Source organism: Ignavibacteriota bacterium, assembly GCA_016707525.1.
Taxonomy (GTDB): domain Bacteria; phylum Bacteroidota; class Ignavibacteria; order UBA10030; family UBA6906; genus JAGDMK01.
The window spans coordinates 132,501-147,375 of the sequence record JADJHP010000002.1 but is presented as its reverse complement, the minus strand read 5'-3'; the positions used below and the strand labels follow the sequence as shown (position 1 = coordinate 147,375).

Below are 14,875 nucleotides of genomic sequence, written 5' to 3'. Positions count from 1 at the left end.
CTCACGGGTGTCCCCCGTCCGGTGGTTGTCCGCCCGGCGGCACCTCTGTCAGTGCCCGCATCCGGCGGATCTGGTCCTCGAGTCTGTCAACCGCCTGACTCATGGTCTCGTAATACTGCTCGCGTTTCTCTCCGTCCGGCTTCATCGTCCTCAACACGTGCATCGCGAGACGGAGGATGCCGATCGGACTCGCCACATCATGGGCAAGGGTCCGGATCGCTTTGTGCTCTGCATCGATGAAGTGCAGGAGCTCTTCGACCGTCAGGTCGTCGGAGGGACGGTCCTCGGGAGGCGCGGACATCGTCAGGGCCACCTCGCGTTCTCAACGTTGGTGATCTCGCGCAGCAGGTCCTTCTTCGTGAACGCCCCCTTGCTCATCAGTCCGGAGACCGAAGACCCGAGTTGCTGCTGCATCTCCTCATCCACATCCATCGATGTCAGCACGATGATCGGGATATTGCGCGTGGCAGGGACCTGGCGGAGTTGCTGCGCCACGGCGAAACCGGACATCCCCGGCATCAGCAGGTCCAGCATCACCACATCGGGGCGCTCATGGATCGCCATGGCCACACCATCCGCACCATCATTCGCCTTCAGCACGCGATAGCCTTCATTCTCCAGGATCACCTGCACGAGATCGGCCGCCGATTTGTCGTCGTCAACGACGAGCACGGTCGGGCGTTTCGTATCGCGGCCCGGGAGCACGTGCACGCGGTCCATCGCCTGCACAAGCTCCTCACGGTTCACCGGTTTGACGAAGTATTCGGCTGCCCCGAGACTGAAGCCGAGGCTCTTCTCGTCTATTATAGATACGATGATGACGGGGATATGTTTGCAGAGCGGATGCTTTTTCAGCTCCTTCATCACCGTCCACCCGTCCTTCCCCGGAAGCACCAGGTCGAGGGTGATGACGTTCGGATGAAGGCGTTTCGCCATATCGATGGCATCAGCGCCATTCCTGGCGATCTCCGCACGGTAGCCGGCGGATTCGATGTACACCTTGAGCAGTTCGCCCGCCTGCAGAGAATCCTCGACGATCAGGGCAAGGGGTTTCTCGCCGCCCTCCTTGCGCCAGTTCTCACGCTTCAGGGCATCCAGCAGCATGCCCGCCTGCATGATGCGCTCGGAGGTGGCATCCACGATCAGCGGTATGCGGAACGACACCGTGGTCCCCTTCTCCCATTCACTCTCGATCCAGATGGTGCCGCCGTGGAGCTCAACGAGTTTCCGCGTGATCGCCAGACCGAGCCCGACCCCTTCGCGGTTCTGTGACTTGCCACTTTCGGCGCGGCGGAACGGACGGAACAGTCCGGCGATCTCTTCCGGACGGATGCCACGGCCCTCGTCCCTGACACTGAACACCATGTCGTTGCCCACACGCCTGGACGTGACCTCCACCACACCGCCGTCGCGGCTGAATTTCACGGCATTGGACACGAGGTTGATCAGGATCTGCTTGAAGCGCGTCTGGTCCACCACGAGTTCGTCGAGCTCCGGGTCCGGCGCCCACGTCAAACGTATGCGCTTCGCGGCGATCGGCCCTGCAAGGACGCGCTGCACCGCCTCTTCAAAGTACGGCGTGGGATAGGTCGCCACATGCAACTCGAGCTGCCCGGCTTCGATCTTGGAAAGATCCAGGATGTCGTTGAGGATCTGCTGGAGATGCCTGCCACTCACCTGAATGTTCTTCATGAACTCGCGCATCGTCTCGGGCGGCAGATCGTGCAGGTCCGACGTCAGAAGCTCGGAGAAACCGATGATCGAATTGAGCGGTGAGCGGAGTTCGTGGCTGAACATCGCAAGGAATTTCTTGAGGGTGTCGCTCGCTTCAACGGTCTTCTCGGTCTGCGCTTCGAGCTCGAGGTTCTTCATGCGCAGGTCATCGATCAATTTGCGCCGGCTGAGGCCCACGGCCAGGTCGTTCGCGATCACGGTGAGGATCGCCAGCCGTTCCTCGATGTACGAGGGGTCCTTGATGGTCATGAGCTCGATGACGCCATGGACCTCCTGCTGCACGAGCAGGGGGATCGCGACGACGGAGCGGAGCTGGAGATCATCCACCGTACCGTCCAGGAGCCGGCCGAGCGTGCCTTCGGCGAGCGCACCCGTGACCACAGGCTCCCTGGTGTACGCGGAACGCGCGGCAAGGGTCGTTGCACCTGCGTGCACGCGCTGATGGACGAGCTCCACGGGGAAGTCGATGTCGAGGGACGCGGGAGCAACGAGGCGGAGTTCATTCGCGCGGGCATCGTACAGGTACACACACACAAGATGCGAGGGGATCCCCTCCATCACCGCGAGGACGTTCGCGCAGCGCTGACTCAGATCGTCCACGGAGCTCGCCGTGTTCACGGCCTTGGAGATCTCGACAAGCACCTCCTTCTGCATCTGCTCCTGTTTGTGCTCGGTCACATCCTGGAAGAAGACCGACAGGCCGTTCTCCGCCGGATAGATGCGGATGTCGTACCACTTTTCGAACCGCTCATCGCGGTAGGCGGAGTCGATCGACTGGAACGTACGCGTCTCCATTGCGAGGCGATATTTCTCGCCGATGGCAGCTTCGCGCGCGTTCGGAAACACATCAAAAACGCTCTTCCCCAGCACATCCGCTGACGCCATTCCCGTCCCCGCTTCCGACGCCTTATTCCAGTACGTAATGCGGTATTCGGCATCCATGGCGAAAAAACCGCCACTGATGCTTTCGAGAATGCTTTCGTAGGAGATCGATGTGGACATAGGTTGCGAGGCACCTGATGTGATGTCAGGGGTGGGAACGTGACGAAGGCTAAGTAATGAATTTTATTGATTAATGCAAGGGGTGGTTGAACCGTCACTTGAGACGAAGGGGCTATGGCTATGGTCAGCCAGTGTCTGCGGTGCATGCCGCAGGCGTGGGGGTACAGCGGGTGTGAGTGCCGTTATTGGAGAGAACTGCCGGTGATGAGCGCAAGCGCCTCACCATACTTCCGTGCGGTCGTCGCGATGACGTCCGCAGGAAGGGACGGTGCCGGAGGCCGCTTGTCCCACTTGATCGCCGTAAGGTAATCACGAACGAACTGCTTGTCGAAACTCGGTTGCGCCCCGCCGGGCACATATGCCGCAACAGGCCAGAACCGCGATGAGTCCGGCGTCATCGCCTCGTCGATCCAGACCAACCCGCCCTTCTCATCCACGCCGAACTCGAACTTGGTATCGGCGATGATGATGCCGCGCGTCCGCGCGTGGGCAGCGCCCTCCTTGTACAGGCGGATCGAGACATCGCGGACCTCACGGGCGCGCCCGGCACCCAGGATGTCCGACATCTGCTCGAACGTGATGTTCTCGTCGTGCTCGCCGATCGCCGCTTTGGTGGTCGGCGTGAAGATCGGCTCGGGAAGTTCGTCCGATTCGCGGAGCCCCGCGGGAAGCGTGATGCCACAGACGCTGCCCGTCCGCTTGTACTCGCTCCACCCGGAGCCCGACAGATACCCGCGCACGATGCACTCGACCGGCAGCGGCCGCGAGGCGCGCACCAGCATCGAGCGACCGGCGAAGATGTCCGGACGTGAACGGAACGGCTCGGGAAGATCCTCTTGCTCGATCGAGATCAGATGGTGCGGGACGACATGCGAGAGCTTCTGGAACCAGAAGGCCGAAATGCGGGTCAGCACTTCTCCCTTGCCGGGAATACCGTCAGGGAGAATGACATCAAAAGCAGACAACCGGTCGGTCGCGCACAACAACAGGCGGTCGCCCAGGGCGTAGATGTCGCGCACTTTTCCCTGCTGCGACGGCGTGAATGGCCCCCCGGCGGTGGACGTGATGACGTGTGCGGGCATGCGGGTGAGGGATCAGCGCTCGAAGCTCGCGCCCAGGATCTCTTCGATCGTGCCACGCACGATCTGCGAGGTCGGCGGTGCAGCAACGGATGCCCGGCTGATGCTCTCGAGCTTCAATCCGCGCCACTCGGACTCGATCTTCGCATTCACGAAATCCTGAACGGTCTTCTGAATGTTCTTGATATGACCCTTCCCCTTGCGCAACGAATCCACGAACAGGTCCACTTTGATCTCATGACTGGAGATGCGCGTAGGCACGAGCATGTAGTTCAACGATCCGGATGTCCGCCAGGCGTACGTACGTTCAAGCCTGTTGAACGTCGAAGGGATCTGCAACAATGTCCGCTCATCTGCACGGGGGACCAGCGTGATCGTCACCCGTTCCACCTTGTGTGCGTCTCGTGCGAGAGACATGAGGAAGTACTCCTTGGCACCTTGGAATGCGGCTGCGAGAAGGAATTGATTCACACACAATATACCCACAAACACCAGCCTTTGCAATAGGAGATCGGCGGGATTTCGCCAGTTGTGACGCAGCGCACATCCCAGATCACAGAAATTGTTCCAACATGTGACGGGCGGTCAGTCGTTGAAGGATACGTCGATTTCGAGGGCATTCTCGAGGAGGGCGAGATACTCGATGCGAGGTACCTCGATGGCCCCAAATTGGGCAAGATGGGGGGTAATGTATTGTGAGTCCAGAAGTGAAAAGCCGGACGCTTCAAGCCGTACGATAAGCGAGGCAAGAGCAACCTTGGAAGTTCCAGATACCCGGCTGAACATCGACTCCCCGAAGAACGCTCCTCCGATCGCCACGCCATACAGCCCCCCCACAAGCGCTCCACCTTCCCAGGCCTCGACGCTGTGCCCATAGCCGACCTTGAAAAGCGCGGTATAGACCGCGATGATCTCCTCGGAGATCCACGTCTCCTCACGCTCCGCACATGCCCGCATGACCTGCTCGAAGGACGTGTCGAACCGCACCTCGAACCGTCCGTCGCGGACGAGCTTGCGTACGCTCCTGGGGATGTTGCCCGGCCTGAGGGGAATGATCCCGCGCGGGTCGGGAGAATACCACGAGAGCGGGCCGTCCCGGCTCTCCGCCATCGGAAAGAAGCCGATACGATACGCATCGAGCAGGATATCGGGTGTGAGGATCTCATGGTGGTGCCGGCCTGTCACGGGATTGGTTCATTCATCCATGCGAACCACCACCTTGCCGACCGACTGGCGGTTCTGCAGGTAGCGGTGCGCTTCTACGATCTCACGGAACGGGAACACCTTGCCGACGAGCGGTCGCAAGGCACCGAGGCGGTACCAGGTCAGGAGCTCCCCTGCTGCCTCTTCAAAATACCGCTCCTTGCCCGTGATGAGTCCGAGGTTGAAGCCGAAGATCCCCTTGTTGATATGGATCAACCCGGGAGGGAAGATCGGCTTCATCTGCTCATACGCATCCACGATCATTGCACGCGTGAGATTGCCATCAGCGGTCGTCATCGAGGATACCCCGAGCAGCAGATAGCGTCCCATCGGGGCAAGCAATGCCCAGCTCTTCTTGAACACCTCGCCACCCACGGAGTCCATGACCACATCGACCCCATAGCCCTCCGTGAGCCCGTCGATCTTCTTCTCGAAGGCGTCCGTCGTATAATTGATGACATGATGCGCTCCGAAACTCTTCGCGATCTCCACCTTCTCGTCCGTCCCCGCGGTCGCGAACACCTCCGCATTCAGATGACGGCCGATCTGGACGGATGCGAGTCCCACACCCCCCGCCGCCGCATGCACGAGGATCCGTTCGCCGGTGTGCAGGTTCGCGAGACGCACCAGTCCGTGATACGCACTGAGCATCGAGACCAGGAACGACGCTGCTTCCTCGTACGACATCTGTTCGGGGGCGGCGGTGGCATAGTGCTGATTCACCAGCACATACTCCGCGTGGCTGCCGAGCTTGCTGTACCCCATGATGCGCTCACGGCCGGAGAACTTGGTCACGCCCGAGCCGATGCGCACGACATCCCCGGAGAACTCCAGCCCGGGGATGTATGGCGGCTTCGGGGTGCCGGGGTACGCGCCGAACCGTCCCACGATATCGGCAAAGTTCAATCCGATGCAGCGGACCTTCACAAGAACCTGGTCAGGCCCGGGCTCGGGGATGGCAGCGTCCCGGAACTCGAGGACCTCGGGACCGCCGTAGCGGGTGACAAAGGCTGCTTTCATAGGCGCTTCACCCTGTTCACCACGTACCGCTCGTACATTGCTGCGAGCTTCTTCTGGGAGAGGTTGTCCAGATCCTCGTCATCCTTCTTGCGCTTCACATACATCTGGAAGGCCTCTTCTTCGGTACGCGACATCTTGTGCGTGTAGTCGCGCAGTTCCAGGATCATCTGCTTCTGTTCTTCGTGGGTCATGCAGGGGGTCTCCTCTGTCCGATGGTACGAAAAAAAGGAGGAACGGTCAAACCCCCGCCTTGCAATTTGTACGGGGAATGAGTAATCTCTCAGGACACACACCTGAGACAGGAGGTCATGAAAGCAGTCACGGCACCCATCCTCGCAGCGATCAAGCTCATCCGCCCCAAGCAGTGGATCAAGAACGGCTTCGTGTTCGCGCCGCTCGTCTTCGCCAAGGAGCTCTTCCAGCCGGAACCCCTTCTGCTGACGGTGCGTACCTTCGCGGCATTCTGCCTGACCGCCAGCATGGTCTATATCATCAACGATATGATCGATGTGGAAGCGGACCGTGCCCACCCCAAGAAGAGACTGCGCCCCCTCGCGGCCCGCACGATCTCGGTCCCCGCGGCCTTCGGCATCCTCGCCCTGCTGCTCGTGGCGGACGTGTTCCTGGTGACCGGCATGCCGGAGAAGTTTCTCTTCCTCCTCGGCGCGTATTTCCTGATGAATCTGGCCTATACCTTCAAGCTGAAAGAGATCTTCCTTCTGGACGTGTTCATCATCGCCGCAGGGTTCATGCTCCGCGTCCTGGGCGGCGCCTATGCCATCTCGGTCTACGTCTCGAGCTGGCTGATCCTCTGCACCCTTTTCATCTCCCTGTTCCTCGGATTCGCCAAACGGCGGGGGGAGATCGTCGCCATGCAGGCAGCGGGCGCAATGCCCGAACGGAAGGTGCTGCAGCATTACCGCCTGGGTGTGCTGGACCAGATGCTCACGATCACGGCTGCGGGCACCGTCATCTCGTACGCGCTGTACACGGTGGCGCCGCGGACCGTCACGGTGTTCGGAACGGACAAGCTCATCTACACGACCGTGTTCGTCATGTACGGCGTGTTCCGGTACATGCACCTCATCCACACGACCGAAGCCGTGGAGAACCCGGCCGCCGTCGTCTCATCCGATTTCCCCATCATCGCGAACGTCCTGCTGTGGATCGCTTCCTGCGTGGTGCTGATCTACTTCACCGGGATCGTCGGCTGAACCCAGCGCACCCCTGAACTGAGAACGGCGCCGGTCAGAGATCCTGACCGGCGCCGTCATTTCTGGAAGGCCTGGAGACATGTCAGCGTATCAATTCATCCCGCACGAACCGCCGCTACAGCATCCCCCACTCGCACACGGCGGGGGTTCCGGTGCGCCACTCTTCATCGCAAAACTCGGCGCCGAGAGCAGGCGCGTGTGCTTCACGGATCCGCACTCCGGGCACAGGATATCCTCTTCGACCTCGCGGACCTTGTGGAAGATATCGTAGGTCTTTCCGCACTCATTGCACTGATAATCGTAGATCGGCATGGCACTCCTCTTCAACGGGACTGTTATCTCCTATAAGATGCACCAATCGGAGAAAAGGTTCAAGAGGCGGCATAGAAAGTGCTTCGCACATGGGTGACCGGTGCTTGCCGTTGCAGAACGGCATTTTTGAGCCCCATTGGGCATAAATTGACTTACCTTGCCCTTTTGGTTATATTCACTTGCCTGTCCCGGTGAGAGAGCGGAACCTAGCTCTTGCCGCTGCGTGTTACGTATAATAGAAATGCGCGGAAGGATCTGCGCGGTTCATACTACAGACGGGGTCTTGAATGGAAGGCAATTTCTCCAACCGGGTGCAGGACGTCATTCGCCTCAGCCGCGAAGAAGCATTGCGACTCGGTCATGATTATATCGGTACCGAACATCTCCTCCTCGGCGTGATCCGGGAAGGAGAAGGGATCGCTGTGAAGATCCTCCGCAACCTCGGCGTCGACCTCTTCAAACTGAAGAAGGCGATCGAGGATACGGTGCGGACCTCCGGCGGCACCCTGACCATCGGGAACATCCCGCTGACGAAGCAGGCAGAGAAGGTCCTGAAGATCACCTACCTCGAAGCGAAGCTGTACAAATCGGATGTGATCGGCACGGAGCACCTGCTCCTGTCGCTCCTCCGCGACGACGATAACATCGCTGCCCAGATCCTGCACCAGTTCAACATCCACTACGATGTGGTGCGCGGCGAACTGGACAATATCATCAACGGCAAACCCTCCAGCCCGCAGCAGCCCCACCAGCCGGCGGCGGAGAAGAAGGCCGAGAAGTCCAAGACACCGGTGCTCGACAATTTCGGGCACGACCTTACGAAGCTCGCCATCGAGGACAAGCTGGATCCGATCGTCGGCCGGGAAAAAGAGATCGAACGCGTGGCCCAGGTCCTGAGCCGCCGCAAGAAGAACAATCCCGTCCTCATCGGTGAACCGGGCGTGGGCAAGACCGCCATCGCCGAGGGCCTCGCGATGCGCATCGTCCAGAAGAAGGTCTCCCGCGTGCTCCACGGCAAGCGGGTGGTCACCCTGGACCTTGCGGCGTTGGTGGCCGGTACGAAGTACCGCGGCCAGTTCGAAGAGCGCATGAAAGCGGTCATGAATGAGCTCGAGAAGGCCAAGGACGTCATCCTGTTCATCGATGAACTCCACACGATCGTCGGTGCGGGCGGCGCCTCCGGGTCCCTGGATGCCTCCAACATGTTCAAGCCCGCGCTCTCCCGCGGCGAGCTGCAGTGCATCGGCGCCACGACCCTCGACGAGTACCGGAAGTACATCGAGAAGGACGGCGCGCTCGATCGTCGCTTCCAGAAGATCATGGTGGACCCGACGTCGGTCGATGAGACCATTCAGATCCTGACGAACATCGCACACAAGTACGAAGAGCATCATGGCGTCCGCTACCAGGAGAAGGCCATCGAAGCTGCAGCCCGGCTGAGCGACCGGTACATCACCGACCGGTACCTGCCGGATAAGGCGATCGACGTGCTGGACGAGTCCGGTTCCCGCGTCCACCTCGCTAACATCCACGTGCCGCAGGAGATCCTCGACCTGGAAGGCGAGGTCGAGAAGATCAAGCAGTCCAAGAACCAGGTCGTCAAGAGCCAGAACTTCGAAGAAGCCGCGCGGCTGCGCGACATGGAGAAGAAGCTCCTGAGCGATCTGGAGATCGCCAAGCGCGAATGGGAAATGAAGGCCCAGGACACGATCCACGAGGTGACCGAGGAGCATATGGCGGATGTGGTGGCCATGATGACCGGCATCCCGGTGAACAAGATCGCGGAATCGGAGTCCGCCAAGCTCCTCAAGATGGAGGAGGCCCTCAAGGAACAGGTCGTTGGCCAGGATGAGGCCATCGCCAAACTTACGAAGGCCATCCGCCGGACACGCGCGGGCCTCAAAGACCCGAAACGCCCCATCGGTTCGTTCATCTTCCTCGGCCCCACCGGCGTCGGCAAGACCGAACTGGCAAAGGCCATGGCGCGCTATCTCTTCGACACGGACGATGCCTTGATCCGTATCGACATGAGCGAGTACATGGAGAAGTTCAGCGTCTCCCGCCTCGTCGGTGCGCCTCCGGGCTACGTCGGCTATGAGGAGGGCGGACAGCTCACCGAAAAGGTGCGGCGCAAACCCTACAGCGTGGTGTTGCTGGATGAGATCGAGAAGGCACATCCGGACGTGTTCAACCTGCTGCTCCAGGTACTGGACGACGGCATCCTGACCGACAGTCTGGGCCGCCGGGTCGACTTCAAGAACACGATCATGATCATGACGTCGAACATCGGCACACGCGATCTGAAGCGCGGCGGCATCGGTTTCAACGCCGGCACGGCCAAGGACGAGTACGGCGCCATGAAGTCCACGATCGAAGAGGCCCTCAAGCGGGTGTTCAACCCCGAGTTCCTCAACCGCGTCGACGACACGATCATCTTCCACCCGCTCGACAAGTCGCATCTGCTGGATATCGTCCAGATCCAGATCCGCGACCTGACAAAGAGGATCGTCGCGCAGGGCATCAACATCGAACTCTCCAAAGCAGCGAAGGAGTTCCTCGCCGATCGCGGGTACGATCCGGCCTACGGCGCACGACCTCTCCGCCGGGCGATCCAGAAGTACCTGGAAGACCCGATCGCCGAAGAGCTGCTGAAAGGGAAATTCCCCGGTGGCACGGTGTTGCAGGTGAAGGTCAACAAGAAGACGAACGAACTCAAGTTCGTGACCCCCGTGACCGAAAAAGGTGACGGTGACGTCGAAGAGGAAGAGAAATCGGCTGACGTGTCGTAAGACGCTCTCCCCGCTTCAGTGAAGTATGAACGGATCCCGGCCCTCACGGCCGGGATCGTTCGTTTCAGGCCCCTCCACCCCTTCCATCCCCCGGAACAGTGTGACGAATGCATCCGTGCACAGTGCCCTCGCGCCCAGCACCACCAGCCCTTCGGTGTCGCGATCCTGAACGGTATACACGTTCCGTCCCATCTCGAGCAACATCATCACCAGCGCTGCCACGGCGCCACCCGGACGCGCATAGGGGACGAAGATCGTGTCGGCGAGGGCCGCCACGAACGCGTTGCGCAGACCCGCAAGGCCGCGGTCCACACGCCGCCGCCCGGGGGCGAACGGAGAAAGAACGGCCAGGCGGCCGTCGGCGATCGCCGCGGCCCATGCTGCGGGCACGCTTCGGGATTGGATGCGCCTCCCCGGACAAACGACCATCGGCACATGCCGGGTGGACAGCAGATCAAAGACCGTGCGCTCCATCGGCGAATGGAACCCGCCGATCACCGTGGGGCCTCCGGGCAAGGCATTGCGCGCGATCCGGTACGTTTCCATCGCGATGGGCCCGGGACAATGGGCCGAGCAAAGAATGGAAAGCCGAGGGCGTTGCATGATCGCGGGGTTCCCGATGCATGCTATCGGCGGGGACGGGAGCTGAGGGTCGAACAGTGCCGGCCCGCCGGCCCAGCCCTGCCAGCGGCCGTCAGGAAGCGGATAGTCGGGTTCCCCCGGCTGCACATGCCGCACCGCGGGAACGCGGGCACGGGGAGGATGATGGGAGTTCTGGGTGGAATGCATAGTGCCGTCTCCTAGAAGATACAGGAGACGGCACGGTTTTACGAAGGGGACCGGTGCTGCGGGCTACTTCTTCTCCTCGGCGTGATGCTTCATCACCCGCGCCTGGGTGAGGAACACGACCTCTTCGGCGATGTTCGTGGCAAGATCGGCCACGCGCTCCAGGTTACGGCTCACACGGATGAGGTCCACCCCTTCCTCCACCGGCAGCGTCTTCGCACCGATGAACCCGATCACCTCGCGGGCGTTCGAACGGTTGATGTCGTCCACCTGGTCGTCCTGCTTGCACACGGCGCGCGCCTTGTCCGGCTCCAGATGCAGGAATGCATCCAGGGCATCGCGCAGCATCGAACGCGTCATTTCCGCCATCTGCGGGATCTGCAGGAGCGACGGCAACGCCGCCGACGCGGTCAGCGTCTGGGCCGACTGCGCGATGTTCACTGCGTGGTCGCTGATGCGTTCGAGGTCGTTGTTGATCTTCTGTGCCGCGATGATGAGGCGCAGGTCGCTCGCCACCGGCTTCTGCAGTGCGAGCATATCCACGATGGCATTATCGATCTCCAGCTCCAGCGCATCAACACGCCCGTCCGTCCGGATCACCTGCTGCGCGAGCTCCACATTCCGCTCCACGAGGGAACGGATGGCATTGTGGAAATTGTCCTCCGCCATGCTCGCCATCTTCATCAGCATGGTCTTCAGGCTTTCCAGTTCACGGTCGAAATGACGTTCCATAACTCATCCTTACATGATGACCCGGATCTCAGCCGAACCGGCCGGTGATATACTCTTCAGTGCGCTGCTGGCGCGGTGCGGTGAAGATCTGCTTCGTCTCCCCGAATTCCACCACCTCTCCAAGGTACAGAAAAGCCGTGTAATCCGACACCCGCGCTGCCTGCTGCATGTTGTGCGTGACGATGACGATGGTGTATTGCTTCTTCAGCTCCCGCATGAGTTCCTCGATCCGCATCGTCGCGATCGGGTCGAGGGCCGAGCAGGGTTCATCCATGAGGATGATCTCCGGCCGCATCGTCAGCACCCGCGCAATGCACAGGCGCTGCTGCTGCTCGAGGGAGAGGCTGAGCGCGGAGGATTTCAAACGGTCCTTGAGATCGTCCCACAGGAGCACATTCCGCAGTGCTTCCTCCACCACCGCCGGGAAGTCCTTCCGCTGCGCGGTCCTGTGGATCTGCAGGCCGAACGTGATGTTCTCTGCCACGGAGAGCGGGAACGGGTTCGGGCGCTGGAAGACCATCCCCACACGCTTGCGCAACGCGATGAGGTCCACATCCGGACGGAAGATCTCCTCGCCGTGGACACGCACATCGCCGGTGACATGGACGCCTTCGATGAGGTCGTTCATGCGGTTGAAGACACGGACCAGGGTGGACTTGCCGCAGCCCGACGGGCCGATGAGGGCGGTGATCTTCCGCTCTTCCAGGTCGATGTCGATGTCCGTGAGCGCGTGGAACGAACCGTAGTACAGGTTCAGACGGCGGGTCTGTATGATGGGTGTCGTCATGTCTTATCCGAACTTCCCGGTCACGTATTCGTCGGTACGCGAGTCCGATGGCATGGTGAAGATCTTCTTGGTCTCGTCCAGCTCCACGAGTTCTCCCATGAGGAAGAATGCCGTCCGTGTGCCGACGCGCGCTGCCTGGGCCACATTGTTGGTGACCAGGACGATCGTGAAGCGGTCCTTCAACTCGAGCATCGTCTCCTCCACGCGGGCGGTGGAGATCGGATCGAGTCCGGAGGTGGGCTCGTCGAACAGGATCACCTCGGGCTTGCCGGCGAGCACACGGGCGATGCACAGCCGCTGCTGCTGACCGCCGGAAAGGTTCATCGCCTGACTGTCCAGGCGGTCCTTCACTTCGTCCCACAGCACCGCGTCACGGAGGCTTTGCTCCACGATCCGGTCCAGTTCCGCTTTGTTGCGGATGCCATGCATCCGTGGACCATACGTGATGTTGTCGGCGATGGACATCGGGAGCGGGAACGGCAGGGCGAACACGATACCGATGCGGGCCCGGAGTTCCTCGACATCGATCCTGTCGATGTCCTCGCCGTCCAGCGTGATCGTCCCGGTCTTCCGGTACACATCGTTCAATTCGTTGAGGCGGTTCAGTGTCTGGAGGAACGAGCTCTTCCCGGAATTCGCAGGCCCGATGATCGAGAAGATCTCGTTGCGATGGATATCGAACGAAAGCCCCCGGAGGGCGGCGTTGTCCTTGTAGAAGACGCTCAGGTCCTGGACGGAGATATGTGTCGCCATGGAGGTCACCACTTTTTCTTCTTGCGGAAGCGGTAGCGCAGGATGATGGCAGCCAGGTTCAGGAGCAGCACGAGCAGAAGGAGCACCAGTGCGGTCCCGAACCGGAAGTCTTCGCGGATGCCCGGAACCTGTGTCGAGATCACGTACAGATGGTACGGGAGGGCCATGGTCTGGTCGAAGACGGACTCCGGGAGGGCCGGCAAATAGAAGGCGGCCACCGTGAACAGGATCGGGGCGGTTTCGCCCGCTGCCCTTCCCAGCCCGAGGATCGTTCCGGTCATGATGCCCGGGAGCGCATGCGGCAGCACGGCATGGCGGATGGTCTGCCACCGGCTGGCGCCGAGGGAGAAACTGACCAGGCGGAACGACTTCGGCACGCTTTCGAGCGCTTCACGCGACGCCGTGATGATCACGGGGAGGATCATGATCCCAAGCGTGAGAGAGCCGGACAGGATGGAGACTCCGAACCCCAGGAAGATCACGAAGATCCCGAGCCCGAAGAGGCCGTAGACGACCGAAGGCACGCCGGCCAGGTTCACGATGGCCAGCCGGATGAGCCGGCTGATCGCGTTATCGCGCGAATACTCCACGAGATAGATCGCCGAGAGGACCCCGAGGGGAACGGCGAAGGCCACGGCGCCGAAGACGAGATACAGTGTACCGAGGATGGCCGGCAGGATACCGCCGGCATTCATGCCGCTCTCGGGGAACCCCAGGAGGAAATCCAGGTTGAGGGCGGAGATGCCCTTCAGAAAGATGATCGCAAGGATGATGAGGACGGGCATCACCACGAGAAGCGTGGCACCGAGGAGGAACCCGAAGGCGATGCGTTGTTCAGTACGGGCGTTCATGGTCGGTCCTTTACCTGCGGGTCGTCCGGTGGAGGTAGATATCGGCGAACCCGTTGATCAGGAACGTGATAATGAAGAGCACGATGCCGATGGCGAAGAGGGCGGCGTAATGGTCGCCTCCCTGGACGCTTTCCCCCATTTCCGCGGCGATGGTGGCCGTCAGGGTGCGCACGGGCTGCAGGAAACTATGAGGGATGAGAGCGGCGTTGCCGGTCACCATCATCACCGCCATGGTCTCCCCGATCACGCGGCCGATGCCGAGCATGATGGCGGCGATGATGCCCGGCCGCGCGGCGTAGGTCACAATGCGCCAGGTGGTCTGCCATTTGGTGGCGCCCATGGCGATGGCTGCTTCACGGTACTGTTTGGGCACGGCGGTAACGGCATCCTCGGCGATCGACACGATCGTGGGCATGGCCATGAAGGCCAGGGTGATGGAGCCGGTGAGCGCGGTGAGGCCCGTGGAGAGGTTGAACGTTTCCTTGATGAAGGGGCCGAGGGTGACCATACCGATGAAACCGATCACCACGGACGGGATCGCGGCGAGGAGCTCGATCCCGGCCTTCAGGATCTCCTTGAGTTTCGGCGGTGCGATCTCGGCGATGTACAGGGC

The 14,875-nt window shown here is 61.1% G+C and carries 16 protein-coding genes (1 of these 16 running past the window's edge); 2 read left to right on the top strand and 14 right to left on the bottom strand.

Annotated elements, in window-relative coordinates:
* Position 1 precedes the first annotated feature (1 nt).
* The 7 genes from IPI01_04245 to IPI01_04215 all read right to left on the bottom strand — a co-directional run bounded on the left by IPI01_04245 (position 2) and on the right by IPI01_04215 (position 6,229).
* On the bottom strand, positions 2-313 hold the full coding sequence (locus IPI01_04245; protein ID MBK7257013.1) for a hypothetical protein: 312 nt from the start codon (positions 311-313) through the stop codon (positions 2-4).
* A complete protein-coding gene (locus IPI01_04240) occupies positions 304-2,736 on the bottom strand; it encodes a response regulator (protein ID MBK7257012.1) in 2,433 nt (810 codons plus the stop codon). Before IPI01_04240 ends, IPI01_04245 begins: the two co-directional genes overlap by 10 nt.
* 182 nt (positions 2,737-2,918) lie before the next feature.
* Positions 2,919-3,818 carry a phosphoribosylaminoimidazolesuccinocarboxamide synthase gene (locus tag IPI01_04235; protein ID MBK7257011.1) on the bottom strand — a complete coding sequence of 300 codons (900 nt, stop codon included), beginning with the start codon at positions 3,816-3,818 and terminating at the stop codon, positions 2,919-2,921.
* A gap of 12 nt (positions 3,819-3,830) precedes the next feature.
* A complete protein-coding gene (locus tag IPI01_04230; GenBank protein ID MBK7257010.1) occupies positions 3,831-4,232 on the bottom strand; it encodes a hypothetical protein in 402 nt (133 codons plus the stop codon).
* 168 nt (positions 4,233-4,400) lie between these two features.
* Positions 4,401-4,976: a leucyl/phenylalanyl-tRNA--protein transferase gene (locus IPI01_04225; GenBank protein ID MBK7257009.1), complete on the bottom strand. Its 576-nt coding sequence runs from the start codon at positions 4,974-4,976 to the stop codon at positions 4,401-4,403.
* Between the two features lie 33 nt (positions 4,977-5,009).
* Entirely contained in the window at positions 5,010-6,038 is a 1,029-nt protein-coding gene (locus IPI01_04220; protein MBK7257008.1) for a zinc-binding dehydrogenase, read from the bottom strand.
* On the bottom strand, positions 6,035-6,229 hold the full coding sequence (locus tag IPI01_04215; GenBank protein ID MBK7257007.1) for a hypothetical protein: 195 nt from the start codon (positions 6,227-6,229) through the stop codon (positions 6,035-6,037). Before IPI01_04215 ends, IPI01_04220 begins: the two co-directional genes overlap by 4 nt.
* Before the next feature lie 117 nt (positions 6,230-6,346).
* Between IPI01_04215 and IPI01_04210 the strand changes: the two genes are divergently transcribed.
* Entirely contained in the window at positions 6,347-7,252 is a 906-nt protein-coding gene (locus IPI01_04210; protein ID MBK7257006.1) for a decaprenyl-phosphate phosphoribosyltransferase, read from the top strand.
* Between the two features lie 90 nt (positions 7,253-7,342).
* On the opposite strand, the gene IPI01_04205 is transcribed toward IPI01_04210, so the two are convergent.
* Complete coding sequence (locus tag IPI01_04205) at positions 7,343-7,564, bottom strand: zinc ribbon domain-containing protein (GenBank protein MBK7257005.1); 222 nt, start codon at positions 7,562-7,564, stop codon at positions 7,343-7,345.
* A 287-nt stretch (positions 7,565-7,851) separates the two neighbouring features.
* On the opposite strand from IPI01_04205, the gene IPI01_04200 reads away from it, so the two are divergent.
* The gene (locus IPI01_04200; protein ID MBK7257004.1) at positions 7,852-10,353 is read left to right on the top strand and encodes an ATP-dependent Clp protease ATP-binding subunit; all 2,502 of its coding nucleotides are present in this window, start codon (positions 7,852-7,854) and stop codon (positions 10,351-10,353) included.
* A 15-nt stretch (positions 10,354-10,368) separates the two neighbouring features.
* On the opposite strand, the gene IPI01_04195 is transcribed toward IPI01_04200, so the two are convergent.
* The 6 genes from IPI01_04195 to pstC all read right to left on the bottom strand — a co-directional run.
* Positions 10,369-11,142, bottom strand: a complete 774-nt coding sequence (locus IPI01_04195; protein MBK7257003.1) for a hypothetical protein — start codon at positions 11,140-11,142, stop codon at positions 10,369-10,371.
* A gap of 63 nt (positions 11,143-11,205) precedes the next feature.
* Positions 11,206-11,871, bottom strand: coding sequence for a phosphate signaling complex protein PhoU (phoU, locus tag IPI01_04190; protein MBK7257002.1), 666 nt, complete (start codon positions 11,869-11,871; stop codon positions 11,206-11,208).
* Between the two features lie 28 nt (positions 11,872-11,899).
* Positions 11,900-12,658: a phosphate ABC transporter ATP-binding protein gene (pstB, locus tag IPI01_04185; GenBank protein ID MBK7257001.1), complete on the bottom strand. Its 759-nt coding sequence runs from the start codon at positions 12,656-12,658 to the stop codon at positions 11,900-11,902.
* 3 nt (positions 12,659-12,661) lie between these two features.
* Positions 12,662-13,411, bottom strand: a complete 750-nt coding sequence (locus IPI01_04180) for a phosphate ABC transporter ATP-binding protein (protein ID MBK7257000.1) — start codon at positions 13,409-13,411, stop codon at positions 12,662-12,664.
* Positions 13,412-13,416: 5 nt separating this feature from the next.
* A complete protein-coding gene (gene pstA / locus IPI01_04175) occupies positions 13,417-14,262 on the bottom strand; it encodes a phosphate ABC transporter permease PstA (protein MBK7256999.1) in 846 nt (281 codons plus the stop codon).
* Positions 14,263-14,272: 10 nt separating this feature from the next.
* On the bottom strand, positions 14,273-14,875 hold the 3' portion of the coding sequence (gene pstC, locus IPI01_04170; GenBank protein MBK7256998.1) for a phosphate ABC transporter permease subunit PstC. It continues 273 nt past the right edge of the window; the window shows 603 of its 876 coding nt (coding positions 274-876); the start codon falls outside the window, past its right edge; it ends in the stop codon at positions 14,273-14,275.